Source organism: Bradyrhizobium sp. CAR08 (assembly GCF_052871955.1).
Genome location: NZ_JBIXJX010000003.1, coordinates 297,800 through 323,605, shown reverse-complemented (window position 1 = coordinate 323,605; position 25,806 = coordinate 297,800). Strand labels below are relative to the sequence as shown.

At 65.1% G+C, this 25,806-nt stretch carries 23 protein-coding genes; 15 read left to right on the top strand and 8 right to left on the bottom strand.

The features are described from left to right. Complete coding sequence (locus ACIPUD_RS08980; RefSeq protein ID WP_446480412.1) at positions 1 to 1,116, bottom strand: FUSC family protein; 1,116 nt, start codon at positions 1,114 to 1,116, stop codon at positions 1 to 3. Between the two features lie 118 nt (positions 1,117 to 1,234). Here ACIPUD_RS08980 and ACIPUD_RS08975 point away from each other — a divergent pair, with 118 nt between their 5' ends. Then, entirely contained in the window at positions 1,235 to 2,602 is a 1,368-nt protein-coding gene (locus ACIPUD_RS08975) for an MmgE/PrpD family protein (protein WP_446480411.1), read from the top strand. A 5-nt stretch (positions 2,603 to 2,607) separates the two neighbouring features. Here the strand turns inward: ACIPUD_RS08975 and ACIPUD_RS08970 are convergent, their stop codons facing one another. Further along, positions 2,608 to 4,035, bottom strand: a complete 1,428-nt coding sequence (locus tag ACIPUD_RS08970; protein WP_247475046.1) for a serine hydrolase domain-containing protein — start codon at positions 4,033 to 4,035, stop codon at positions 2,608 to 2,610. Positions 4,036 to 4,179: 144 nt separating this feature from the next. Further along, complete coding sequence (locus tag ACIPUD_RS08965; protein WP_446480410.1) at positions 4,180 to 5,241, bottom strand: helix-turn-helix domain-containing protein; 1,062 nt, start codon at positions 5,239 to 5,241, stop codon at positions 4,180 to 4,182. A 264-nt stretch (positions 5,242 to 5,505) separates the two neighbouring features. Between ACIPUD_RS08965 and ACIPUD_RS08960 the strand changes: the two genes are divergently transcribed. The 3 genes from ACIPUD_RS08960 to ACIPUD_RS08950 all read left to right on the top strand — a co-directional run bounded on the left by ACIPUD_RS08960 (position 5,506) and on the right by ACIPUD_RS08950 (position 9,965). Next, a complete protein-coding gene (locus ACIPUD_RS08960; protein WP_204513057.1) occupies positions 5,506 to 6,423 on the top strand; it encodes a pirin family protein in 918 nt (305 codons plus the stop codon). A 77-nt stretch (positions 6,424 to 6,500) separates the two neighbouring features. After that, the gene (locus tag ACIPUD_RS08955) at positions 6,501 to 7,415 is read left to right on the top strand and encodes a phosphoribosylaminoimidazolesuccinocarboxamide synthase (protein WP_446480409.1); all 915 of its coding nucleotides are present in this window, start codon (positions 6,501 to 6,503) and stop codon (positions 7,413 to 7,415) included. Between the two features lie 333 nt (positions 7,416 to 7,748). Continuing rightward, a complete protein-coding gene (locus ACIPUD_RS08950; protein WP_446480408.1) occupies positions 7,749 to 9,965 on the top strand; it encodes an SLC26A/SulP transporter family protein in 2,217 nt (738 codons plus the stop codon). Here the strand turns inward: ACIPUD_RS08950 and ACIPUD_RS08945 are convergent. Beyond that, positions 9,955 to 10,788, bottom strand: a complete 834-nt coding sequence (locus ACIPUD_RS08945; protein ID WP_204514041.1) for an alpha/beta fold hydrolase — start codon at positions 10,786 to 10,788, stop codon at positions 9,955 to 9,957. The genes ACIPUD_RS08950 and ACIPUD_RS08945 overlap by 11 nt on opposite strands. Positions 10,789 to 11,009: 221 nt before the next feature. On the opposite strand from ACIPUD_RS08945, the gene ACIPUD_RS08940 reads away from it, so the two are divergent. Beyond that, positions 11,010 to 11,951 carry a GlxA family transcriptional regulator gene (locus tag ACIPUD_RS08940; protein ID WP_018455822.1) on the top strand — a complete coding sequence of 314 codons (942 nt, stop codon included), beginning with the start codon at positions 11,010 to 11,012 and terminating at the stop codon, positions 11,949 to 11,951. Positions 11,952 to 11,962: 11 nt separating this feature from the next. On the opposite strand, the gene ACIPUD_RS08935 is transcribed toward ACIPUD_RS08940, so the two are convergent. From ACIPUD_RS08935 to ACIPUD_RS08925, 3 genes are all read right to left on the bottom strand, one after another. After that, complete coding sequence (locus tag ACIPUD_RS08935) at positions 11,963 to 12,682, bottom strand: hypothetical protein (RefSeq protein ID WP_446480407.1); 720 nt, start codon at positions 12,680 to 12,682, stop codon at positions 11,963 to 11,965. Positions 12,683 to 12,797: 115 nt separating this feature from the next. Continuing rightward, positions 12,798 to 14,291: an NAD-dependent succinate-semialdehyde dehydrogenase gene (locus ACIPUD_RS08930; protein ID WP_018455820.1), complete on the bottom strand. Its 1,494-nt coding sequence runs from the start codon at positions 14,289 to 14,291 to the stop codon at positions 12,798 to 12,800. Positions 14,292 to 14,413: 122 nt separating this feature from the next. Next, positions 14,414 to 14,734: a hypothetical protein gene (locus tag ACIPUD_RS08925; protein WP_007603877.1), complete on the bottom strand. Its 321-nt coding sequence runs from the start codon at positions 14,732 to 14,734 to the stop codon at positions 14,414 to 14,416. 347 nt (positions 14,735 to 15,081) lie between these two features. Here ACIPUD_RS08925 and ACIPUD_RS08920 point away from each other — a divergent pair, with 347 nt between their 5' ends. Then, positions 15,082 to 16,275: a serine hydrolase domain-containing protein gene (locus ACIPUD_RS08920; RefSeq protein ID WP_085385547.1), complete on the top strand. Its 1,194-nt coding sequence runs from the start codon at positions 15,082 to 15,084 to the stop codon at positions 16,273 to 16,275. A 79-nt stretch (positions 16,276 to 16,354) separates the two neighbouring features. Then, positions 16,355 to 18,049 (top strand): AMP-binding protein, encoded by a 1,695-nt coding sequence (locus ACIPUD_RS08915; protein ID WP_446480406.1) that lies wholly within the window; start codon positions 16,355 to 16,357, stop codon positions 18,047 to 18,049. Positions 18,050 to 18,182: 133 nt separating this feature from the next. Here ACIPUD_RS08915 and ACIPUD_RS08910 read toward each other — a convergent pair whose 3' ends face one another. Further along, entirely contained in the window at positions 18,183 to 19,184 is a 1,002-nt protein-coding gene (locus ACIPUD_RS08910; RefSeq protein ID WP_446480405.1) for an adenosine kinase, read from the bottom strand. A 125-nt stretch (positions 19,185 to 19,309) separates the two neighbouring features. Here ACIPUD_RS08910 and murJ point away from each other — a divergent pair, with 125 nt between their 5' ends. The 8 genes from murJ to ACIPUD_RS08870 all read left to right on the top strand — a co-directional run bounded on the left by murJ (position 19,310) and on the right by ACIPUD_RS08870 (position 25,772). After that, positions 19,310 to 20,860: a murein biosynthesis integral membrane protein MurJ gene (murJ, locus tag ACIPUD_RS08905; protein WP_446480404.1), complete on the top strand. Its 1,551-nt coding sequence runs from the start codon at positions 19,310 to 19,312 to the stop codon at positions 20,858 to 20,860. A 73-nt stretch (positions 20,861 to 20,933) separates the two neighbouring features. Continuing rightward, positions 20,934 to 21,986: a tryptophan--tRNA ligase gene (trpS, locus tag ACIPUD_RS08900; protein ID WP_446480403.1), complete on the top strand. Its 1,053-nt coding sequence runs from the start codon at positions 20,934 to 20,936 to the stop codon at positions 21,984 to 21,986. 109 nt (positions 21,987 to 22,095) lie between these two features. Beyond that, the gene (locus ACIPUD_RS08895) at positions 22,096 to 22,590 is read left to right on the top strand and encodes a universal stress protein (protein ID WP_018455814.1); all 495 of its coding nucleotides are present in this window, start codon (positions 22,096 to 22,098) and stop codon (positions 22,588 to 22,590) included. Positions 22,591 to 22,764: 174 nt separating this feature from the next. Beyond that, on the top strand, positions 22,765 to 23,334 hold the full coding sequence (locus ACIPUD_RS08890) for a NifU family protein (RefSeq protein ID WP_354170455.1): 570 nt from the start codon (positions 22,765 to 22,767) through the stop codon (positions 23,332 to 23,334). An 85-nt stretch (positions 23,335 to 23,419) separates the two neighbouring features. After that, positions 23,420 to 24,118 carry a tRNA (adenosine(37)-N6)-threonylcarbamoyltransferase complex dimerization subunit type 1 TsaB gene (tsaB, locus tag ACIPUD_RS08885; RefSeq protein ID WP_204513051.1) on the top strand — a complete coding sequence of 233 codons (699 nt, stop codon included), beginning with the start codon at positions 23,420 to 23,422 and terminating at the stop codon, positions 24,116 to 24,118. Then, positions 24,115 to 24,597: a ribosomal protein S18-alanine N-acetyltransferase gene (rimI, locus tag ACIPUD_RS08880; protein WP_018455811.1), complete on the top strand. Its 483-nt coding sequence runs from the start codon at positions 24,115 to 24,117 to the stop codon at positions 24,595 to 24,597. The genes tsaB and rimI overlap by 4 nt, the downstream gene beginning before the upstream one ends. A 38-nt stretch (positions 24,598 to 24,635) precedes the next feature. Then, a complete protein-coding gene (locus tag ACIPUD_RS08875) occupies positions 24,636 to 25,091 on the top strand; it encodes a Fur family transcriptional regulator (RefSeq protein WP_007598312.1) in 456 nt (151 codons plus the stop codon). After that, positions 25,092 to 25,772: an HAD family hydrolase gene (locus ACIPUD_RS08870; RefSeq protein ID WP_446480402.1), complete on the top strand. Its 681-nt coding sequence runs from the start codon at positions 25,092 to 25,094 to the stop codon at positions 25,770 to 25,772. It abuts the gene before it with no gap. Positions 25,773 to 25,806: the final 34 nt, after the last annotated feature.

Below are 25,806 nucleotides of genomic sequence, written 5' to 3'. Positions count from 1 at the left end.
TCACTCGGCCAAGCGCGCTGACTTGTCCGACGAGGCTTCCGACCACTCGCCGACAACGCGATCGAGATCGCAGAGATTCTGGTGCATCTGCTCCAGCGAGAAGCCGATCGCGAAGAAGCGCTCGGCGGTGTCGCTCGGCTGGCCGCGGATCAGGCCGTCCTGGCGAACGGCGGCAACCGCCTCGGCGTAATGCTGGAGCGCGACGTGCACGGGATGAATCGGCGGCGCGCCGGCACCAGCCCGCAACGCTTCGGCCGCCGAGCGCAGAAAGCGCACGATCGCCGCACTGACCTCCGCCAGCGGCGCGGCGAGCCGCATCTGCACCTCGGCCGGCAACGGCACCACGGTCGAGCGGCCGATCATCACGACGTCGTGGCGCAGCCGTAGGATCGTTCGCAGCAAGGGACCGGTGTCGGGCCCGCTTGACAGGCGCGCGGCCCGCTCGCGCTCGGCTTCGGCACCGATCGCATTCATGCCCACCATCGCGGTGCCGATGCCGTCCTGGATCCGGTGCAGCGCATCGTTGTCGCGGCCGCGCGTGAGACCCGCGAGCAATTCCGTGAAAGCATCCGCGATGAGTTCGAGCAGTTTTGCCGCGCTGGCGCGGATCTGTCGCACCGCGCGAGAGGGCAGCACCAGGAACGAGACCAGCAATCCCGTGATCGCGCCGACCCCGACCTCGCTGACCCGATCGATCGCCGATGTCATGGGATCGGAATGATGCATCGTCGGAACCAGCAGCACGATGATCGCGGTGACCGTCGCCGCATTGAGGCTCGGGTTGATCGCGGCGACGAAGGCGAGTGGCGCGACCGCCAGCACCAGCAGCCCCAACAGGCCGGCCTCGGTCGAATAAGGGATCAGGATCGCGATGGCGCCCCCATAGATGGCGCCGCCGATGGTGCCGAGCACGTAATCGCGCGTCGCCTTCAGCGAGCGCCCGACGCTCAACTGGGTCACGATCAGCGAGGTCAGGACCGCCCAGAGCGGCAGCAGCAGATGCAGCGCGGTGGCGATCGCGTAGGCCGCGGTGGCCGCGACCGTGACCCGGATCGCCAAGCCCAGTTGCGTTCGCCGCGCCCGGACCCGGTCGAACACATCTTTTGGAAGTCCCATCGTGGAATATCCCGATCCTCTTGGAGCCTGCCAAAAGCATAGCTGATGCCCGCAGCCCATGGCCGCTTGAAAGCCCAAATCAGCCCGCCTAACTTGCGCGCCAAAACGAGGAAACACGATGGCCCACGAAACCGCAACGCTCGCTGCCTATGTCTTCAATCTGAAATACGGGGATATTCCGGCGGAAGTGCTGGATCGCGCAAAGGTGCTGACGCTGGACTTCCTGGGCAGCGCCATCCGCGCCCGCAGCGAAGCGGAATCGACCCCCTCGATCCTGAAGATGCTGGAGGCGCTCGCGCTCGACACCAGGGGCGAATCCACCGTGTTCGGCGACAGCAAGACCTGGACACCGGCGGTCGCGGCGCTGCTCAACGGCGCGCTCGGCCATTCCCTCGACTTCGACGACACCCATGCGGACTCCTCGCTGCACCCGAGCGCGCCGGTGGTTCCGGCCGCCTTCGCCATCGGCGAGATGGTCGGCGCGTCGGGCCGCGACGTGCTGACCGCGATCGTTGCGGGCTATGAGGTCTGCTGCCGGCTCGGCAACGCGCTCGACCCGACCTCGCATTATGCGCGCGGCTTCCATCCGACCGCCACCGCTGGCACCTATGGCGCAGCAGCGGCCGCCGGAAAACTGTTCGGCCTGTCCGAGCAACAGCTCGTCGCCGCCTTCGGCGTCGCCGGCAGCCAGGCCGCGGGCTCGCTGCAATTCCTGGTCAATGGCGCCTGGAACAAGCGCTACCAGGTCGGAGCCGCCGCGATGAATGGCGTGATCGCCGCGACGCTGGCGCGCAACGACTTCGTCGGGGCGACGGAATCCGTGGAGGGCAAACATGGCCTGCTCGCCGGCTACACCGACGATGCGCATCCCGACAAGGCGGTCGCCGAGCTCGGCAAGACCTACGAGACCATGAAGATCGGCGTCAAACCGTATCCGAGCTGCCGCTACACTCACGCCGCGATCGACGCGCTGATCGCAATGCGGCGCGAGCACAATCTGACGCCCGATCAGGTCAAGCGGGTCGAAATCGGCCTGCATCGCAACGGCATCACGCTCACCGGCGACGCCGCGACCAAGCGCCACCCGACCTCGATCGTCGGCGGCCAGTTCTCGATGTTCTTCACCGGCGCGCTCGCGCTCGACCAGGGCTCATTTGGCTGGGACGACTACAATCGTCTTGGCGACGCCGCCATCGACGCACTCGCCGACAAGTTCGACGTAGTGCAGGACGATCGCCTCGAAATCGGCCGCACCCACCCCTTTGGCGCGCGCGTGAGTATCACGACGGACGACGGCGTGCATGAGCGGCTCTACGCCGATCCCTCGGGAGAGCCGACCTCGTTCCCGGATGCACAGGCGATGCAGCAAAAATTCTTGACGCTGGCACGCCCGGTGCTGAATGCGCGCGCGGAGAAATTCGCAGACGCGATCATGACGCTGGAGCGGTTCGATCGCGTGGCAAAGGCGACGGAGCTGGGAAGGTAAAGCTCCTAATCCACCCCCGCCACCTTCCCTTTGTCGCCCGCTGCTGCCACGACATCCCGCACCAGATCAAACACACCATCCGCTTCCGGCGGTGCGTTCGGCGAACGGCCTAACCGCACGATCACCAGACGCTCCGAGGGAATCACAATCGTGTATTGCCCGATCGTGCCCTTGGCGAAGAAGGCATCGCGCGGCCAGCCGTGATCGACGCGAAAGGTCGCGCCAAAGCTGTCGCCCTGGTTGGTCCAGAATCCGGCGCCGATACCGACCCAGGCATTGGGCGTCGCCGACGCCGAGTAATTCACCCAGCCCGCGGGCAGGATGCGCCGGCCGCCGGCGACGCCGTCGTCGAGATAGAGCTGGCCGAAACGCGCCCAGTCGCGCGCGGATGCGAGCATCTCGCTCGACCCCTCGATCGTGCCGGCGCCGTCGAGCTGGAGCGTGACGTGTCGCATGCCGAGCGGCGCGAACAATTCGCGGCGCGCGAAGGCAAGCGCATCGGCGGGATTGCCGCCGGCGGCGTTGCGGATCAGATGCGCGAGCATGATGGTGTTGCCATCGTGATAATTCCACACGGTGCCCGGCGCGGCTTCCAACGGCATGCTCGCGGCATAGGCGGCCATGTCGTCTTCGATGAATTTCATGCGATTGACCGGCTCGAAGGCGGAGCCAAGCGAGGCCTGAAGCGAGCTGCCGAGCGCCAGGCCCGCGGTGTGGCGCAGCAATTGATCGACGGTGATGGCGTGACGCGGATCGTCCGGATTTGTCCAGGCGGCGACCGGCGCGGGCCCGTCGAGCTTCAGTCGGCCCTGGCGCACGAGGATCCCGGTGAGAGCCGAGATCACGGACTTGGTCATGGAGAAGCCGAGCAGCGGCGTCTCCGGTCCGATGCCGTCCGCATAGCGCTCCGCGATGATGCGGCCCGACTTCATGACGACAATTGCGCGGGTGCGGCGGAATGGCGGCGATGTCGGCTCGGCGAAGGCGCGATCGAGCGCGGCTGACAGTTCCGGGCTTTGCGGCGACACGACCGCGGGGCCGGCGATCTCGGGCAGCAACGCCGGCTTCCTGTCATCAGGCGGCAGCCTGACGTCGGCGATCTCAGCACCGTGCTCGAGTGTGCAGCCGATGCCCTCGCGATAGATGGCATGGCTGCGGCCAATGCCGAACAGCGTCACCGTGACGTCCTTGCGCGCGCGATCGACCCGATAGTCCATCGCCCAGGCGAACAGACTTGCGCCCGGCATCGCATCAATGGTCTCCGTCAGGTTAGGCCTGATATCGAGGCTCGAGACAAACGTCTCCGCGCAGATCACGTCGGCGATGAAGCCGGTGGCGACCTTGGGCACGTCATGGGCGCGAACCGTGCCGAGCGCGAGGCCGGCAAAGACGATGGCGGTGGTGAGAAGGACGATCTTGCGGCGGCGGGTCACGGGCTTGCTCCGGCTTGAGGCGTGTGCCGGAGACGAAGCGGCATTCACGCGATGCCCGCTCGCCGGATTTGAAAAACGGCGTAACCGAAACCGGAAGACGCTCGCCGATTCCAAAATGACCTTGATATTACAGCGTGCTAAAGATTAGACGGCATTCACCTTCAGCCGCCGGTACTCCGTCGGCGTCACGCCGGTCACGGCCTTGAAGGCGCGGTTGAAGGGGCCTAGCGACTGGAAGCCAGAATCCATCGCGATGGTGATGACGGGGACCTTGGCCTGGGCGGGATCGGCGAGGGCTGCCTTGGCCTCTTCGATCCGGTGGTTGTTCAGGAACACATTGAAATTGCGGTAGCCGAGCCCCTGGTTGATCAGCCGGCGCAGCCGGTATTCGGGAATCTTCAGCCGGCCCGCCAGCACGCCGATGCTGATGTTCTCCTGGCGATAGATCCGTTCGTCCGCCATCAGCCGCATCAGGGCGTCGATGAGCTTTTGGTCGGCGGCATCCTCGCCGATGATAGGCTGGCTCGCCGCGATCGCGGGCGCAGCCTCCGCGGCAGCCGGAAACAGGTCGGCGCCATCGACGCGCATCATCGCATAGGCGATGGCCGCGACGATGCTGGCGAGCACGCCGGTATTGACGGTGTTGGCAACATCGCCGACGTCGCTGCCGGCGAGGATCTGGAGCAGCGCGTTCAATCCGCCATAGAGCGCGGCAGCACAGACGATGAAGACACGGACGCGGCGGCGGCGCTCGACCAGATCGGCCGACCATGAGCCGATCGTCTGCACGATCGCGAGCGCAATGAAGCCGAGCACGATCAGGTTCACCGCGGTGACGGCGACCCGGACATGTCCGCCGGGTGCGATCCAGAGACAGCTGACGAAGCTGAAGGCTGTCACCAGCCCCCAGGTCAATCCGTGCCACCGGCGCAGGCGAAACTCATCGTCGAACAGCGCCCGCGTGAACAGCCAGAACACCACGATATTGCCGGTCGACAACGCGATCAGCGGCGCATGCCATGCCGGTACCAGCGATGATGTTCCGACAGAATAGCTCACAGCATGCGCGGCCGAGCCGAGCGCAAAGGCCGCACCGAGCCGGGCTGCCAGCACATTGCGGAAATCCGAGAGCAATGACGCTGCCAGCACCAGCAGCAGCGCCACGGCGGCGGCGCGAAAGGCGAGTTCGGTTGCGGCTGGGGTCATCGGGTGCTGCGATGGGTCGCGGTTGACATCGGCCGAACATCCTTCGTAGCGCCTGTTTTTTCAAGCACCATCGCTCGCCGCGCGCACTCTGTCATCGCCCGGCTTGACCGGACGATCCAGTACTCCGAGACGGCCATGATTGAACGGATAGGCCGCCGCGTACTGGATGCCCCGCCTTCGCGGGGCATGACAGCGGGCTTAGCCGCGACGCTGGCGCGGAATCCTGCTAGTATCGAGCCCAAGCAATTTAGACGGAGTTTTACCATGAGCTGGCAACCCTCGAACGATCCCGTGCTCGGCGATCCCATGTCCTGCGATGCGCTCGATCTCGTCATCGTGCCGCGCACGCGCGATCTCGGCGACGGCTTCGCGGTACGCCGCGCGTTGCCGCACGGCAAGCGGCAGATGGTCGGCCCCTTCATCTTCTTCGACCATTTCGGGCCGGTGCAGTTCGTCTCAGGCAAGGGCATGGACGTGCGGCCGCACCCGCATATCGGGCTTGCCACCGTCACCTATCTGTTCGACGGCGCGATCATGCATCGTGACAGCGAGGGCAACATCCAGGAGATCCAGCCCGGCGCGATGAATTTGATGACGGCAGGCCGTGGCATCGCGCATTCCGAGCGCACGCCGGATGTGCAGCGCGCCTCGGGGCAGAAGATGTTGGGCCTGCAAAGCTGGATCGCGCTGCCGGCGGGATCGGAAGAGATCGCACCGTCGTTTCAGCACTACGGCGCGGGTGACCTGCCGATGGTCTCCGAGCGCGACTTCACCGCGAAGGTGATTGCGGGCTCGGCCTTCGGCGTCACTTCCCCTGTTTCGATGGTCTCGCCCTGGTTCTACACCGAGGTCACCGCGGTCGCGGGCGCAATCGTGCCGCTCGACCCCGATCACGAGGAGCGCGCCATCTATGTCGTCGACGGCGAGGTCGAGATCGCGAACGAGCGCTACGAGGGGCCGCGGCTCCTGATCTTCCGGCCGGGCGACCGCATCACGGTGAAGGCGCTCAAAGCCACGCGGATGATGTTTCTGGGCGGCGACGCGCTGGAGGGCCCGCGCCACATCTGGTGGAATTTCGTCTCCTCCAGCAAGGAGCGGATCGAGCAGGCCAAGCAGGACTGGAAAACCGGCCGCTTCGCTGCGGTTCCGCAGGAACATGAGTTCATTCCGCTGCCGGAATAGGCTATCCCAGTTTCCGGTCGCGCGATCAGGCGCGGCCGGATGTCCCGTCGCAAGGCCTTGCTCCGAAAGTTCTGCCGATGACCACCATGCTCTCCAGCGACCTGCCCCTGCCCAAGATCGGGCGCGGCAAGGTGCGCGATATCTACGCCGTCGACGACGACCGCCTGCTGCTCGTCACCACGGACCGCATCAGCGCCTTCGATGTCGTGATGGGCGAGACCATCCCGATGAAGGGCGCGGTACTGACGCAAATCAGCGCCTTCTGGTTCAACGAGCTCGAAGGCGTGGTGCCGCATCACATGATCAGCGCCGACACCGACGAGATCATCGCCGCCGTGCCGGCCTTGAAGCCGCATCGTGCCGAGATTCTCGGCCGCGCCATGCTGTGCCGCCGGACCACGGTGTTTCCGATCGAATGCGTGATCCGCGGTTATCTCTCGGGCTCGGCCTGGAAGGAATATGCAGCAAGCGGAACGCTGGCCGGCGAGAAGCTGAAGGCGGGACTTGTCGAGAGCGAGAAGCTGGAGCCCTCGATCTTCAGCCCGGCGACCAAGGCCGAGACCGGCCATGACGAGAACATTACCATCGCAAGAATGCGCGAGGTCGTCGGCGACGAGACGGCCTACACGCTCGAGAGCATGACGCGCGCGATCTACACGCTCGGCGAGGAGCTCGCCCGCGAGCAGGGCATTATCATCGCCGACACCAAGTTCGAATTCGGCCGCGACACGGACGGCCGCATCATCCTGATCGACGAAGTCATGACGCCGGATAGTTCGCGCTTCTGGGCCGTCGATGCCTACAAACCCGGCCAGCCGCAGGCGAGCTTCGACAAGCAGCCCTTGCGCGACTATCTCGATGTCGAGCGCCGCGCCGGCCGCTGGAACGGCGACGCCCCGCCGCCGCCTTTGCCCGCAAGCGTGGTGGACGCGACCAGCAAGCGCTATCTGGAAGCATATCGCCGCGTGACGGGAAGCGAACTCAAGATCTAGTGCAGGCCTTAGCGTCGTCCCGGCGCAGGCCGGGACCCATACCGCGAGCTCTATCGATCGCTGACGGTTCTAATCCCGAACAACCAATCTTCGCCACACATCTCCCTGGGGGTATGGGTCCCGGCCTTCGCCGGGACGACAACCAGTATGTGTTCCAGCTCGGCTGCTCTCCATCCACCTGCTGCGCATGATTGGCCGTTCGCACGCCGTGGACCGCATCCCTCGCCGGATGCCCCCGGAAACTGTCGGGTACTTCACATTCGAAAGAATCTTGTTGCGCTAAGTCTCCAGTCGTCTACCTCTCGGAGGGGAATACTCAGCGAGTGGCACGGCGTGACAGATCCAGCGATTGGCTTCACTCCGTCGACCGGGCTCAATCCGGCCCTCAAGCGCGCGCTGAACGATATATTGGGCGGGAGCGCCGCCAGCGTCCTGACCGTCACGTTCGGACTGTCCTACGCGCTGCTGATCTTCGCGGGGCCGTTGTCGCCCTATCTGTCCTACGGCATCACGGCCACTTTCGTCAGCTCCGCGGTGCTTGCGGCCGTCGTCGGGCTCGGCAGCTCGCTGCCCTTCGCGATTGCAGCCCCCGACAGCTCGACCGCCGCGGTGACGGGTATCCTGGCGGCCTCGGTGGTCGAACGCATCGAGACGGCGAACCTGTCGACGCCGTTGCTGTCCCCGATCCTGATCACGCTCGGCCTGTCGACGATGCTGACAGGATTGGTGCTGTGTGGACTGGGCCTGACGCGGCTTGGCCGCGCCATCCGTTACGTGCCTTATCCGGTGGTCGGCGGCTTCCTCGGCGCCACCGGACTTCTCATCGTCATGGGTGCGGTCCGGGTGATCACCGACCATCCGCTGCAGTTCACGACGCTGTCGCACTTCGCCGACCGCACCATCCTGCTGGAGCTCGGTGCCGCCTGCGCGATGGCGCTGGTGCTGTATCTCACCTGGCACCGCTCGCGCAGCCCGTTCGGACTGCCGATCATCCTGGTCGGCGGCGTGCTCACCGCGCATCTGGCGTTCTGGATCACCGGCGTTTCCTTCGATGAGGCGCGGGCGTTGGGCTGGACCTTTCAGCCCCCGCCGCAAGCGGTGTTCATGCTGCCCTGGCATACCGACGATCTCGCCCGCTATCCGTGGTTTGCCATACCGGACCTGCTTGGCAATGTCGTCGCCGTCATCTTCGTCACGGCCTCCAGCACGCTGTTCAACACCACCGGCATCGAGGTGGCCACGCATCGCGAAGCCAATCTGGAGTGTGAGCTGAACGTCACCGGCGCCGCCAACATCCTGACCGGCATGCTGGGCGGCTACCCCGGTTGCAGCTCGACCAGCCGCTCGATGCTCAATTTCAGCAGCGGCGGCCGCGGGCGACTGTCCGGCCTCACCGCCGCAGCGCTGTCGCTGCTGGTGCTTGCCGTCGCACCCGAGCTGCTCGGCTTCATCCCCAAATGCGTGCTCGGCGGGCTGTTGCTCTATCTCGGCGCCGACCAGTTGCACAAATGGATCATCGAGTCGCGCAAGCGGCTGTCGAAGCTCGAATATCTCTCGCTGATCGCCATCATCGCGATCATCGTGGCCTGGGGTTTCGTTCCGGGCATCCTGATCGGCGTCATCATCGGCTGCGCGACGTTTGCGTTCAGCGCCGCGCGGGTCGAGTCGATCAAATACAGTTTCGACGGCTCGGAGTACCGCTCCTCGCTCGACCGCTCGCGCGACGACCAGGACGTGCTGCTTGCCCACGGGGGCAAGATCCAGGGCCTCAATCTCCAGAGCTATCTCTTCTTCGGCTCCGCCAACCGGCTCTACCAGCACGTCAAGCAGCTGCTGCAGGAACGCCCCGAGTGCCGCTATCTGCTGTTTGACTTCAAGCTCGTCACCGGCGTGGATTCATCGGCTGCCTATAGTTTCGCCCAGATCAAGCGCAGCGCCGGCGATCTCGGAGTCGAGCTGATCCTGGTGCATCTGTCGGCTGCGGCCGAGAAGGTGCTGCGCTCCAGCGACTTCGTCGGCGAGGGCGTCACCATCATCCCCGAGCTCGATCGCGCGCTGGAATGGTGCGAGAACGAGCTCATCTCGCAGCATCAGGAGCTGGCGCAGGAAGAAGCCAGCCTGCGTGACTGGTTCACGCGAATGCTCGGCAGCGAAGACGGCGCCGACGAGCTGATCCGCCGCTGCCAGCGCATCGAGGTCGAAGCCGGCGAGGTCATCGTGCAGGCCGGCGCCCCCGCCGATTCCATGCATTTCATCCTCGACGGCCGCGTCGGCATCATGATCCCGGCCGATCACGACCGCACCACACGCGTGCGCAGCCTCGGCCGTTACACCACGATCGGCGAGATGGGGCTGGTGTCACAGACACCGCGCAGCGCGACCATCCAGGCCGAGGTCGACAGCGTGCTCTACGTGCTGAATACGCACCAGTTCGACGCCATCAAGACCGAGGATCCAGCGCTCAGCCACAAGCTGCTGACCTATTTCGTGTCGGTCATGGCGGAGCGGCTGACCTTTGCGAACCGCACGATCGCGGTGCTCAGGCGGTAGCCCTCGCATCCAGAAACGTTCTGCAATGTGCTACGAACAAATCCGGGTATTGGAAAGGTGCGCCGTGTCCGGAGTCGGGATACAGGATGAGCTGCGCATCACTCATCGCCTTGAACATGTTGTAGGCGTTGATGCTCGGGAACATTGAATCGTCGCTGCCGTGAACAATCAAGGTGGGCTGCGCGATTGCGCGGAGGATGGACGCCTCGTCCTTGCGGGCACACCAGGTGATGATCGCCTTCGCCTGAGGTTCGCTCACACTGTCTCCGCTTTCGGGATCCCGGTCCTGTGCGCGCGCAGTCGCTCGCGCGATAAAGCCCCTACCGGCGCGCTGGCTGGCCTCGGAGGGCGTAAAGAACAGCGGCAGCCTGACATCGGCAGCCCCACGGGCAAAGGCGTCGTTGACGACGGCCATCAGATGCTCCTCGCCGCCGCGCGGCGCCGCTCCCGCCACGATCATCTTGCGGACGAGCCCCGTCCCCCGGGCAGCGAGCACCTGAGCGATCATGCCACCGAGCGAGAAGCCGAGAAGATCGACCTCACCGAGATCGAGCGCCCTGATGAAAGTTTCGGCATCCGCCGCCATCTGCTCGACGTTGTCCGGCGTCGCGCCGGAGCTCGTGCCGACGCCCGCATTGTTGAAAACGATGACCGGCCTGGTTTCCGCGAGCTGGTTCACCACGGCCGGATCCCAGGAATCCATGTTGCCTGTGAAATGCTGAAGCAGGACCAGTGGCATACCCTTTGCCGGGCCGAGGCGCCTGAAGGCAAAGCGCATACCGCCGGCCTCGATGAATTCCGTTCGCGCCGTTTCAAGGGACATGCCTTTTCCTTTTTCTTGAAGTGCACGGATGGCTGCTGGCACGACGGCGAGCACTCCATATATGACGCTCGCCATATGTATGTGGTCTTCCCGCGCTCGAGGGTGGAGACGTATCAGCCGGCTTACGGCATCGACAGGACGTAGATGCCATCATTTCGGCCATCCAATTGGCGAGGGGAGCAGGCGCACAAACAGGTGGTCCGTCGCATCCAGGAGTCATCATGAGAATCGGCTTGGTTCTGTCTCCGAGCTTCCAGGCCGTCTGTTTCGGCGCCGTCGCCGCTTTCGACGTGGCGAACAAGCAGGCTGGAGAAAAAATCTACGATGTTCGTGCGTTCTCGGAAGACGGCGGGCTGGTCACCTCGTCTGCTGGGATGCAAGTCATGACGGAGCCTTTCGATCAGGCCGCTTTCGACACCCTCATCGTCGCGGCGGGCCTCGACATTCCAACCTCATCACCCGGCCTCGTCCGGCTGCTTCGCGCAGCGGCCCGGAATGCGCGGCGGGTTTCGTCGATCTGTCTCGGCTCGTTCGTGCTCGGTGACGCCGGGCTGTTGAACGGGCGGCGAGCGACCACGCATTGGCGCTACGCACAGGAGATGCAGGCCAGATTCCCGGGTTGCAATGTGGACGCCGACAAGATCTTCATTGCCGACGGCCAGATCTGGACGTCTGCCGGCATGAGCGCCGGCACCGACATGGTCGTCGGCATGATCGAACGAGACCTCGGTGCCGAGAGGGCTCGCTCCGTGGCCAAAGGCATGGTCATGTACCACAGCCGCCCCGGCGGACAATCGCAGCATTCGGTTTTGCTGGAGGTCGGAACGAGCGAAGACAGGATCCAGAAGGCCCTGAACTACGCCCGGCAAAACCTGCGCGAGAGCCTCACGATCGAGGATTTGGCCCGCGCCGCCTGTCTCAGCCCGCGGCAATTCACGCGACTCTTCCGCTCGGCGACCGGCACGACGCCGGCCAAGGCCGTCGAAGCCTTGCGCCTCGAATCCGCGAAGCTGATGCTGGAGCAGACTCGTTTGCCGATCGAGGTCGTGGCGCGCGAGACCGGCTTTGCGACCCGTGAGCGCATGCGACAGGCTTTTGTCCGCGTGCATGGCGAGGCGCCGCGGACCTTCCGCAAGGAGGCTGGGCCACTCGCCATGCTCTGACGTGCCTCAAATCAGCTCAGCCGGATATTGGACAGATCGATCGAGACGACCAGCGGCTCGGTGCTGAAGCTGCCGTCGAGTTGCCGTGCATAAATGCGACGCTTGGTCGGAAACCGGATGCCCGAGACCTCGACATAGCCATCGATCAGATGCGCGCCGGGCGTATTGCCGGCGATCTCCACGTCGTAATCGTGCCGCTTCAAGAGTCCGTCCGCATCGAAATAGAGCGTCTGCACCGCGCTGTGCGTTGCGATGTCATTTGGAAAACGGACCGCAAGACGGCGCCACAGCCCGTCATTCGTACGCACCGGCTCCAGCTCTTCTGCCTCGACTCCCGGCCAGGCGAGCACGAACGGGGTGTTGAGGTAAGTCCACATGGCGCAGCCGGCGAAATAGGCGAGCTGGAGATCGGTCCACGGCGTTTGCAGAGTATGACCTGCAAAGCTGCTGCGCGGGTCACGAAGCTCGTCGAGCACCGTGCCGTCGGCCGCTTCGAGGGCGACCCGCCCCGGCTCGAACCGCGAACGGCGGCGCTCGGCGCCGAAGGGCGAGTGGGACGCCCATTCCTGGCGCAGACCAACCGTCACGGTGGTCTGCTGAAGCGTCTCGGGCTGCCCTTTCAAGGACCACAACACGCCCCTCTGCTGAAGGTCGGCCGCGACCTGCTCGAACTGGTTCCAGCGCTGAAGCCCACCATGGGCTTCGATCGCCAGCTCACTTAGTTTGGTCATCACGTTCTCCTGCGTAGAGGCCGTTGCATTGAGCCCTGCTGCAGAGAACGTTAGGCCCTCACGGGAGGACGGCGAACGCCGTAGATGCCGCGTTTCAGGCCACGGCGACCAGCAGCTAAACCCCCGCCATCATCACATATTTGATCTCGACATATTCTTCCATGCCGTGATGCGAGCCTTCGCGGCCGAGGCCGCTTTCCTTGACGCCGCCGAAGGGCGCCACTTCGGTGGTGATCAGGCCGGTGTTGACGCCGACCATGCCGGATTCCAGCGCCTCGGCGACACGCCAGACGCGGCCGAGATCGCGGGAGTAGAAGTAGGAGGCGAGCCCGAACGGCGAGGCGTTGCACATCGCGATGACGTCGGCCTCGTCCTTGAAGCGGATCACCGGTGCGAGCGGGCCGAAGGTTTCCTCCTGCGCCACCAGCGAGTCCGGCTCGACGTCGGCAAGCACCGTCGGCTCGAAGAACGAACGCCCGAGCTCGCTGCGCTTGCCGCCGGTGACGATCCTGGCGCCGCGCTTGACGGCGTCCGCGATATGGCGCTCGACCTTGTCGACCGCTTTCAAATTGATCAGTGGGCCCTGCGTGACGCCGTTCTCGGTACCGTCACCGATCTTCATCGCCGCGACTTTCTTCGACAGCTTCTGCACGAACTCGTCGTAGATCTTGTCCTGGGCGTAGATGCGGTTGGCGCAGACGCAGGTCTGGCCCATGTTGCGGTATTTCGAGACGATCGCGCCGTCGACCGCCGCATCGATGTCGGCGTCGTCGAACACCACGAACGGCGCGTTGCCGCCGAGCTCGAGGCCGAGCCGCTTCACGCCGACGGAGGCCTGCCGGTAGAGAATCTTGCCGACCGCGGTCGAGCCGGTGAAGCCGACGAAACGCACGGCCGGATGCTCGCACAACACCTTGCCGATCGGCGCTGCATCGCCCGTGACGATGTTGAACACACCCTTGGGCACGCCGGCTCTCTCCGCGAGCGCGGCAAGCGCCAGCGCCGACAGCGGCGTTTCATTGGCGGGCTTCAGCACCACGGTGCACCCGGCCGCAAGCGCCGGCGAAACCTTTCGTGTGATCATCGAGTTCGGGAAATTCCACGGCGTGATCGCGCCGCAGACGCCGATCGGCTGCTTGATCGCGAGCAAGCGCGCATCCGGCCGCTGCGTCGGAATCGTCTCGCCATAGACGCGGCGGGCCTCCTCGGCGAAAAATTCGACATAGGCGCCGCCGATGTCGACCTCGCCGAGCGCTTCGGCGAGCGGCTTGCCCTGCTCGGAGGTGAGGATCAGCGCGAGGTCCTCGCGATTGGCGATGATCAGCTCGAACCATTTGCGCAAAATATTGGAGCGCTGCTTGGCGGTGTGCTTGGCCCAGCCCGGGAACGCGCGCTCGGCGGCCTCGACCGCCCTGGTGGCGTCATCGGCCGAAAGCTGCGGAACCTTTGCAAGCTCGATGCCGGTTGCGGGATTGTTGACGGCGAAGACCGGCGAGCCGACCCAGGTGCCGTCGATGTAGCAGGCCTCCTTCAGCAGCGACGGGTCCTTCAACCGGTCGCGCAGATTGGACGTGGCGTGCTGGGCACGTGCGGCGGCGGTCGGGGTCATGGCGTTGCTCCTGCGGGGCTTTTGCGGGCTGTTCCGGTTCGGCCGGAATATAGGGAGACGCGGCGCGCAATGCACCGTCCCGCAACGCACATCTGCTGGGAGCCAGGCTCGGAGCGGCGGAGTTACGCCGCGCCGCTCAGATAGGTCTCGCGCCGCCCGATCATGCGCTCGGCGGCGGCCTTGGCGTCGGCCTTCGAGGAGGTTGCGCAGGTCCGGTATTCGAGATCAGGAACGTCGGACGCGTTGCGGCGGCCGAACCAGGACTTTGAACCGACCGGCAGCAGCGCCAGCGCCTGTGCCAGATTGTCGACAGCGCCGAAGGAATAAAGTGCGCCGGTGCCGGCGATGCGGACCTCGTAGATGCCGGGCGCGATCGGCGCTTCGAGATTCTCGCCCCGTCCGGGACGGGGATAGCGCTTCCATTCGCTCCAGGTCGAAATCATCTGAGGTCCCCCCTCGCGGCCGGTGGGCGGCCGCCAATTTGCATCAAGTCTTAACGTTGACCGTCGATCGGCCGAGAGCTGAACGCCGCAGCTCACAAAATGTTTCAAGTGCTTCAAACAGTCGAAACATCTCGCCAGCACCCATCCACGGTCACGGCTGGTTGCGGCCATCCACCACAGATTGTGACGGAGTGTTGCAGGTCAACCGCCTTGTCGTCGTGCGAGGGGAGCCGACCGTCAAGTCACGACATCGCGACCGCGGCAGGTACGCGGATGTGCTTGCCGCGCGGCGCACGCGGGAGGACAATCGATCGCTTCCAACAATAATCAAACCGGAGGAAACGCGGATGCAAGGCAAAGCTGAGATCGACCAGATTCTGCGCCAGAAGAGCGAGGCCAGGGAGATTCCCGGCGTCGTCGCCATCGCCGCCAGCGGTACCGAGGTGCTGTATCAGGGCGCGTTCGGCAAACGCGACCTGTCCAAGCCGGATGCGATGACCGCCGACAGCGTGTTCTGGATCGCATCGATGACGAAGGCGGTGACATCAGCGGGCGCGATGCAGCTCGTCGAGCAAGGCAAGCTGTCGCTGGATGCGCCGATCGGCGAGGTGTTGCCCGATCTCGCCAAGCCGCAGGTGCTCGAAGGTTTCGATGCCAAGGGCGAAGCCAAGCTGCGGCCGGCCAAGGGGCCGATCACGCTGCGCCAACTCATGACCCACACCGCCGGCTTTGCCTACAACATGTGGAACGGCGATCTCGCGATCCATCTCGAGAAATCCGGCATCCCCGCCATCACCACCTGCCAGAACGCGGCGTTGAAGACGCCGGTTATGACCGACCCCGGCACGCGCTGGGAATACGGCACCAATATCGATTTCGTCGGCAAGGCGGTGGAAGCCGTCAGCGGCAAGCGCCTCGATGCCTATCTGCGCGACAATCTGTTCGCACCGCTCGGCATGAGCGATACCGCTTTCAAGATCACCGACGACATGCGCAAGCGTCTGGTCGGCATGCATGCGCGCGGCGAGGATGGCCAGCTCGCCGCGATCCCGTTCGAGCTCGAGCAGGAGCCGGAATTCCACATGGGCGGCGGCGGCCTTTATTCGACCGCGGCCGACTATATCAGGTTTACCCAGATGATCTTGAACAAGGGCCGCGGCAACGGCAATCAGGTGCTGAAGGCCGAGACCATCGCGACGATGGGGCAGAACCACATCGGCGACCTCGCCATGGGCAAGATGACCACGGCGGCGCCGATGTACACCAATGACGTCGATCTCTATCCGGAGCAGGTGAAGAAGTGGGGCCTCAGCTTCATGATCAACACCGCCAAGACCGCCGAGGGCCGCAGCGCGGGCAGCCTCGCCTGGGCGGGCCTCGCCAACACCTATTACTGGATCGACCCGGCGCGCGACGTCACCGGCGTGATCCTGATGCAGCTGCTGCCATTCGCCGACGCAAAGTGTCTCGAGGCTTTTGCCGGCTTCGAGCGCGGCGTCTATGCCGGGCTCGATGCGGGAAGCGGGCAGAAGGCGGCGTGAGGCGCGCCTGACTCTCACGACGCGTCACGGCCGGGCTTGTTGTCCCGGCCGTGCACGCACCTGACTGGAGGACACGATCTTGGCAGACAAAGCCGACAGTTACGTTTGCGGCACCTCCGACACGCCGCTGCTCGGCGACACCATCGGGCGCAGCCTCGATCAGGCCGCGCGGCGCTGGAGCGATCGTGAGGCGCTGGTCTCGCCCAGCCACGGCGTGAGATGGAAATGGGGAGAGTTTGCCCAGCGGGTCGACGCGCTCGCCGCCGGCTTTGTCGCGCTCGGCCTCGAACGCGGCGCGCGGATCGGCATCTGGTCGCTGAACCGGCCGGAATGGACACTGACCCAGTTTGCCGCCGCCAAGGCCGGCCTCATCCTGGTGACGATCAATCCGGCCTACCGGCTGAGCGAGCTGGAATTCGCGCTTCACAAGGTCGGATGCAGCGCCATCGTCACCGCGACGGCATTCAAGACCAGCAACTACATGGACATGCTCAACACGCTGTTGCCGGAGCTCGCGAGCGCCAAGCCCGGGCAATTGCGCGCGGCGCGGCTGCCGGCCTTGCGCATCGTGATCCAGATCGGCGGCCCCGCCTGCCCGGGCACGATCCCGTTCGACGAGGTCGCCGGCATGGGCGGTACCCTGCATCGCGAACAGCTCGCCGCGCTCAGTGCCTCGCTGCAATTCGACGATGCCGTCAACATCCAGTTCACCAGCGGAACGACGGGATCGCCCAAGGGCGTGACGCTGACCCATCACAACATTCTCAACAACGGCTATTTCGTCGGCCGCGCCATGCGCCTGACCGAACAGGACCGCATCTGCATTCCGGTGCCGCTCTATCATTGCTTCGGCATGGTGATGGGCAACCTCGCCTCCGTCACGCTCGGCGCAACGATGGTCTATCCCGGCGAGGGGTTTGATCCGCTCGCAACGCTGCGGACGATCGAGCAGGAAAAATGCACCGCGCTGTACGGTGTGCCGACCATGTTCATCGCCGAACTCGACCACGGCGAATTCTCAAACTTCGATCTGACATCGCTGCGCACCGGCATCATGGCCGGTGCACCCTGCCCGATCGAGGTGATGAAGCGCGTCAACAGCGAGATGAACATGGGCGAGGTCACGATCGCCTATGGCATGACCGAGACAAGCCCGGTCAGCTTCCAAAGCGCCGTCGACGACCCGCTCGATCGCCGCGTCTCGACGGTCGGGCGAATCCATCCGCATGTCGAGGTCAAGGTCGTCGATCTCGAGGGCAAGATCGTCAAGCGCGGCGAACGGGGCGAGCTCTGCACCCGCGGCTACAGCGTGATGCTGGGCTACTGGGAGGAGCCGGAGAAGACCGCGGATGTGCTCGACGCCAAAGGCTGGATGCATACCGGCGACATCGCCATCATCGACGACCAGGGTTATTGCAACATCGTCGGCCGCATCAAGGACATGGTGATCCGCGGCGGCGAGAACCTCTATCCCCGCGAGATCGAGGAATTTCTCTACCGCCATCCCAAGATTCAGGACGTGCAGATCTTTGGCGTTGCGGATACCCGCTACGGCGAGGAGCTCTGCGCCTGGATCCGCGTCAGGCCCGGCGAGACGCTGACGAAGGAAGAGGTGCGCACCTTCTGCGACGGCCAGATCGCCCACAACAAGATTCCGCGGTACGTGGAATTCGTCGACGAGTTTCCGATGACCGTGACCGGAAAGGTCCAGAAATTCCTGATGCGCGACGACGTGGAGCAACGGCTTGGACTGAAAGCCGCGAAGACGGCGTGAGCCGCAGCTGTCATTCCCCGCGAAGGCGGGGAATCCAATACGCCGGAGCCTCTCGATAGAACCACGACCGTCTCGGAGTACTGGATCGCCCGGCCAAGCCGGGCGATGACAGCGAGGATGAGGCTATTCCACCTTAAGCCGTCAGCCCGCGCTGCCCGGCGAGCTCCTTCAGCGACACCTGTGGACGCGCGCCGATGTGCTGGATCACTTCGGCGGCCGCGAGCGCGCCGAGTTCGCCGCACTGCTTGTGGGGCAGGTTGCGCGCCAGACCGAACAGGAAGCCGGCGGCGAAGAGATCGCCGGCCCCGGTGGTGTCCACGAGTTTCGCGATCGGAGACGCCGGGGCTGCGACTGCGTCAGTTGGCGTCACCACCACGCAGCCTTTCTCGCTGCGGGTGACCACGCCGAGATTGACCTCGTTGCGCAGCTGCTTGAGCGCGGTGTCGAAGTCCGAGGTCTGGTAGAGCGAATGCAGCTCGGACTCGTTCGCGAACACGATATCGACGATGCCGTTGCGCATCAGCCCCAGGAACTCGTCGCGATAACGATCGACGCAGAAGGAATCCGACAACGTCAGCGCCACCTTGCGCTTGGCATCATGAGCGATCTTGGCCGCCTTGACGAAGGCGTCCTTGGCGTTCTTGGGGTCCCAGAGATAGCCCTCGAGGTAGACGATGCCGGCCGCGGCGATCTCGGCCGGGTCGATGTCGGCGGGCGACAGGTCCTGCGCGGCGCCGAGATAGGTGTTCATGGTGCGCTCGCCGTCGTCAGTCACCAGGATGTAGGAGCAGCCGGTCGCAGGACCGTCCTTCGCCGCGGGCGTGTTGAAGGCGACGCCGGCCGCGCGGATGTCGTGCACGTAGAGCTTGCCGATCTGGTCGTCCTTGACCTTGCCGACATAGGCGGCGCGCGCCCCGAGGCTGCCGATGCCGACGATGGTGTTGGCAGCCGAACCGCCGGAAACTTCCGTCGCCGGGCCCATGTCCTTGTAGATGGCGGCGGCCCGCGCCTCGTCGATCAGGGACATGCTGCCCTTGGTCATGCCGTGCTTGCCCAGAAAGGCTTCGTCGGTCTTGACCAGCACGTCGAACAGCGCGTTGCCGATGCCGAGAACGTCATATTTCACGTCAGCCATTCACCTTGATCCTGTTTGGCGGATTGCGATACCCGCGGAAATCCGCTTCCTGTCGGTCTGAAATCTGGCTCGCGGCCTATCACGGCCGGCCCTTCGCGGGCAAGCAACGGTATTATGCAGTTCCGATGATCCGCTCCTTCCTGACCGTCTCGACGGGGACACTGGCTTCACGGCTGCTGGGCTTTGCACGCGATTCCCTGATCGCGGCGCTGCTCGGCACCGGCGCCGTGGCGGACGCGTTTCTGGCGGCATTTCAGCTCGTCAATGTGGTGCGGCGCCTGCTCAGCGAGGGGGCCCTGAATGCGGCGCTGATCCCGGCCTGGCTGCGCGTTCGTGACCGCGACGGCGAGGCGGCTGCCGCGGCGTTCGCGGGACGCGTGCTCGGCACCGCGAGCGCGGGCCTGATCGCAATCTCAATCGTGATTGCACTGCTGATGCCGCTGATCATCATGATCATCGCGCCGGGCTTCGTCGGCAGCGCATCGCTCGATCTCGCCGTCCAGAATGCGAGGCTGATGCTGCCTTATCTCGCCTTCGCGGGACCCGTCACGGTGCTGATGGGCCTGCTCAACGCGCAGGGGCGCTTTGCACTCACCGCCTTCTCGCCGCTGCTGTTCAACATCGCCCTGATCGCCGCGATCGCGGCACTCCTGCTGGGGCACGCCGATGCGACCTTCGCCGCGTGGATGCTGGCGGCCACCATCGGCATCGCCGGCCTGTTGCAGCTCCTGATGCTGCTGTCGCAGCGAAGCGCGCGTCTGGCGAACCCTCTGCGCGTGAGCTTCGACAAGGACATGCGCGGCTTCTTCGCCAAGGCGATCCCGGGCATGATCGCGAGCTCCGGCCCGCAATGGCTGATGGTTGCCGGCGCGATCATCGCCTCCGCCACGCCGGCCGCGGTCTCCTGGCTCTATTTCGCCAACCGCTTGATCGAGCTGCCGCTCGGTATTGTCGGCGTCGCCATGGGTACAGTGCTGGTGCCGGAGCTGACGCGCGCGGCGAGGAGCGGTGACCGTGACGCGGTTGCGCATGCGGAATCGCGCGCGCTGGAACTCGCGACCGGGCTGGCATTGCCGGCGACGCTCGGCCTGATCGTGCTGGCCGAGCCGATCGTGCGGCTGCTGTTCGAACACGGCGCCTTTGGCGCGGAGGACAGCGCGGCCACGGCGCGCGCCCTGATGTGGCTGGCGCTGGGACTGCCAGCGCACGTGCTGATCAAGGCGCTGTCCCCGGCCTATTTTGCCCGCAGCGACACGATGACGCCGCTGCTTGCGACTGCCAAAGGGTTCGTGGTCGCGGTCGCGCTCGCGATCCTGCTCGGTCACTTCTTCGGCGCGAGCGGGATCGCCGCCAGCATCGCCGCCGGCGCCTGGAGCAGTGCGATCTCGCTGCTCCGGAAAGGCACGCGTGAATTCGGCTTCTCGGTCGACGCCGCCGCCCGCAAGCGGCTGCCGCGAATCGTGCTCGCCGCGCTCGCCATGGGCGGCCTGCTGTGGCTGACCGCGGGCCTCTTGCCTTCACAGGCCCATGGGCTCATCCGCTTCATTGCGCTGGGATCACAGATCGCCGCCGGAATCGTCGTCTATGGCTTGCTCCTGCAAATCCTCCGCGTCGCGTCCTGGCGCGAGGCGGCCGGTGCCTTGAAGCGCCCCGCCCAGCCCGATCCCGGCGCCTGAAGTCAGCGAAATTCCCTTGACGGGGCAGCGCCGCTGTTGGAAACGACGCCCCGTATCTTGCAGGGAAGCTGCCATGCCATTCGTTGAACGGGTTTTTTCGGGCGTCCAGCCGACGGGCAATCTGCACCTCGGCAATTATCTCGGCGCAATCGTCAACTTCGTGAAGATGCAGGAAACCCACAACTGCATCTATTGCGTCGTCGACATGCACGCGATCACGCAGGGCGTGGACGTCTGGGGCGGACCGGTCGAGCTCGCGCGCAACACCCGCGAGGTGACCGCGGCGTTCATCGCCAGCGGCATCGATCCGAGCAAGCACATCGTGTTCAACCAGAGCCAGGTCTCGGGTCACGCCGAGCTCGCCTGGATCTTCAACTGCGTCGCGCGCATGGGCTGGCTCGGCCGTATGACCCAGTTCAAGGAGAAGGCCGGCAAGGACCGCGAGAACGCCTCCGTCGGTCTGTTCGACTATCCCGTGCTGATGGCGGCTGACATTCTGCTCTACCGCGCCACCCACGTGCCGGTCGGCGAGGACCAGAAGCAGCATCTCGAGCTGTCGCGCGACATCGCGCAGAAGTTCAACAACGACTTCGCTGAGTCGATCCGCAACCTCGGCGCCAATGACGGCCAGTTCTTCCCGCTGCCGGAGCCCTTGATCACGGGCCCGGCGACGCGCGTGATGAGCTTGCGCGACGGCACCAAGAAGATGTCGAAGTCGGATGCGTCGGATAATTCGCGCATCAATCTGACCGACGACGCCGACACCATCGCGCAGAAGGTCCGCAAGGCCAAGACCGACCCGGAGCCGCTGCCGACCGAGGAGAAGGGTCTGGAAGCGCGTCCCGAGGCCGACAATCTCGTCGGTATCTTCGCCGCGCTCTCCGGCCGCTCCAAGGCCGACGTGCTCAGGGATTTCGGCGGCGGCCAGTTCTCCAGCTTCAAGAACGCGCTGGTGGATTTGTGCGTCACGAACCTCGCGCCGATTGCCGGCGAGATGAAGCGCCTCGTCGCCGACCCCGGCCATATCGACGCGATCCTGAACGATGGCGCCGACCGCGCGCGCGCGATTGCCGACGAGACCATGAAGCTCTCGAAGGACATCGTCGGCTTCATCCGTCGGCGCTGATAATAAGTTCGCGAAAACGCGGCCGACGCCACGGCGCCGGCTCGCTTCTGCTCTCCCCAAGTACGACGGAGTGTGGCAGCATGTCAGCCGTGCACATTCCGGGACATGCATGACCAGCAAGCGACTTTGCTTCGAGCCGGGTCACAAGCCCAAATGCCTCGTCATCGTCGACGACACCGCCGAATGGGATCGCGCGGTCTATTACGCCAGCCGCTGGGCGATTCGGGCCGGTGGCGGCGTGGTGATGCTCCGCATCATCGAGCCCGAACAGCAGAGCCAGGAATGGCTGGGGGTCGCCGACATCATGCGCGCCGAAGCGCATGAGGCGGCCGAAGCCGCGCTCGACCGTGCCGCCGGCCGCGCCAACGGCATCGCCGCGATCACGCCGGAACGGGTGATCCGCGAAGGCGCTGCGATGGAACAGCTGCTGGCGGTGATCGACGAGGACCCCGACATCGCCATGCTGGTGCTCGCCGCGAACCCCGGCGCGGAAGGCCCGGGGCCATTAGTCGCGCTGCTCGCGCACGCGCTGGGCACGTTCCCGGTGCCGGTGACGGTCATTTCCGGCGCGCTCAGCGACCAGAGCGTGGATTCGCTGTCCTAGACTGCTGCTCGTTCGCCTCGCCTCGTTAGCCGGCAGAGGGAAGAAGCGGGTACCCTAACCCGCTGATATAACAGGTGAACGGCCAGCTTACCCCTTGACCGTGCGTTCGCCGTCGCCATCTGCTAGTGGATAGAGCACGCGCCGGCCTTGAACCGGCGACGTCTGGAGAAAACCATGTTCATTCAAACCGAAGCCACCCCCAATCCCGCCACGCTGAAGTTCATTCCCGGCCGCGTCGTGGTCGACGGCGGACCGATGGAATTTGCCAACCGCGAATCGGCCGCACGCTCGCCGCTCGCCGAAAAGCTGTTCGAAGTCCCCGGCGTCACCGGCGTGTTCTACGGCTCGGACTTCATCACCGTGACCAAGGCGAACGGTGAATGGCAACAGCTCAAGCCCGCGATCCTCGGCGCCATCATGGAGCACTACATGTCCGGCGCGCCGCTGCTCGCCGACGGTGCGGCCGCGAGCGATGTCGATCTCGACGACGAGGACGAGTTCTTTGACGAAGCCGATGCCGAGACGGTCGACATGATCAAGGATCTGATCGAGACCCGCGTGCGGCCAGCGGTCGCCAATGACGGCGGCGACATCACTTTCCGCGGCTTCAAGGACGGTATCGTCTATCTCAACATGAAGGGCTCCTGCGCCGGCTGCCCGTCATCGACCGCGACGCTCCAGCACGGCATCCAGAACCTGCTCAAGCACTTCGTCCCCGACGTGGTCGAAGTCCGGCCGATGTAGGCTGGGGCCGCAAAGGCGTGGATGGCCGGGACAAGCCCGGCCATGATGACGAGCATTCCATGACGGATGGTGCTACCATCGTTCCATGCTGATCCTTGCCATCGATACCGCGCTGGAAGCGTGCGCGGTTGCCGTTCTCGACACCGATGCCGGCCAGCTCCTCGCGCAGGAGCAGCTTCTGATGAAGCGCGGCCACGCCGAAGCGCTGATGCCGATGATCGCGCGCGTGATGCAGTCAGCCAACCTCGCCTTCACAGCGCTCGAGCGCATCGCGGTCACCATGGGCCCCGGAAGTTTCACCGGCCTGCGCGTCGGCATTTCGGCCGCCCGCGGCCTTGCGCTTGCTGCGAAGCGGCCCGCCGTCGGCCTGACCACCTTGTCGGCCTATGCCGCCGCCGTCGTCGGCCAGAGCGGAGCGGCGCCGGTGATCGCGGCGATCGACGCGCGGCACGACCACGTCTATTTCCAGATCGTGGCCGGTGACGGCAGTCAGCTGGTGCGGCCGGGCGTCGCTCCCATCGACGAGGCGATCGCGGCGTCGCAATTCGGCGCGCCGCATCTGGTCGGCAATGCCGCGAAGATCCTCGCCGAGCGCTGGCCGAAAGATATGCCGCAGCCGGTCGCGGTCGACGCGCAGCCCGCGCCCGACATCGGCTGGGTCGCATGGCTTGGCGCCGCCGCCGATCCCGCGACAAATCCGGCGCGGCCGTTCTATCTGCGGGCGCCCGACGCAAAGCCGCCCGCACAACTGCCGCTTGCAGCACAAGCCGCAAGCTCACGATGAAATGGTTGTCGGAATGGTGGCGCGGCGGTACGGCCGTCGTCGAGCCGGCTGTCGCGCGCGACGTCGCACGGCTTGCGCAACTCCACGGCGCCTCCTTCGCGCGCGGTTGGGGCGAAGGCGAGTTCGAGAGCATGCTCAGCGAGCGCAACACGCTGGTGCACCGGTTGCGCCTCGGCCGCAAGACCGTGGGCTTCGCGGTGTCGCGGATCGGCGCAGACGAAGCAGAGATTCTCTCGATCGCGGTCGATCAGGCCCATCGCGGCCGCGGCCTCTCTCGCACGCTGCTGATGACCCATCTCGGCCACCTGGCAGGACGCGGCGTGCGCACAATATTTCTTGAGGTCGAGGAAAATAACCAGCCGGCGCGGCGGCTCTACGACCGAGCCGGATTCATGGTGGTCGGACGCCGCGAACGCTACTATAAGCAGCCGAACGGGGAACAATTGAACGCACTTCTGATGCGACGTGACTTGTCGTAACATTGATGGCAGAAAGCGTCCCGTCAGGCGGACATCACATGACTGGTCTTAAACCTTCCCCCGCTTCCAAGGCGTCCGGCATCGAGGCGCGCTGTGCCGCCACAGGCATGCGCATGACCGAGCAGCGTCGTGTCATCGCCCGCGTGCTCGCGGAGGCGGTCGATCATCCCGATGTGGAGGAACTATATCGCCGCTGTGTCGCGGTCGACGACAAGATCTCGATCTCGACCGTGTATCGGACCGTCAAGCTGTTCGAAGATGCGGGCATCATCGAGCGCCATGATTTCCGCGAAGGCCGCGCGCGCTACGAGCAGATGCGCGACAGCCATCACGACCACCTCATCAACCTGCGCGACGGCAAGGTGATCGAGTTCACCTCCGAGGAGATCGAGAAGCTCCAGGCGGAGATCGCCCGCAAGCTCGGCTACAAGCTGGTCGATCATCGGCTCGAACTCTATTGCGTCCCGCTCGACGACGACAAACCCACAAGTTAAGTGGCGATCGATCTCGTCATCTTCGATTGCGACGGCGTGCTCGTGGACAGCGAGGTGATCTCCTGTCGCGCGCATGCAGATGTGCTGTCGAGGCACGGCTATCCGATCACATCGGAGCAGGTGCTGGTCCGCTTCCTCGGCGTATCCGAGAAAGATGCACGGCGAATGGTCGAACAGGAGATCGGCCGCAATCTTCCCGATGATCTCGAAAGCCAAGTGAATGCTGCGACGCTGCAATTTTATGCCAGCGATTTGCAGCCGATCACCCATGTGGCCGCAGCGATTGGCGCAATCGATTTGCCCAAATGCGTTGCGTCGAGCGGCACGCCGGAGAAGATCCATCATGGCCTGACCTGCGCCGGTCTCTACGATCTGCTTGCGCCGAACATCTTTTCCGCGAGCCAGGTCGCGCGCGGCAAGCCCGCGCCCGATCTTTTTCTGTTCGCCGCCGCGCAGATGAAAGTCGCGCCGGAGCGGTGCCTCGCGATCGAGGACAGCGTCCCCGGGGTGACCGGCGCGCATGCCGCCGGGATGACCGTGCTGGGCTTTCACGGTGGCAGCCATTGCCCGCCGGGCCACGCTGAAAGGCTCCGGGCCGCCGGGGCCGGATTGACGTTCGACGATATGCGGCAATTGCCGGAGCTGGTCCGGCGGGTCGCGGCGGACACCCTGGCGGGCTGATTCAGGGTATTTTCTGAGTGCAGCTGGCGGCTGC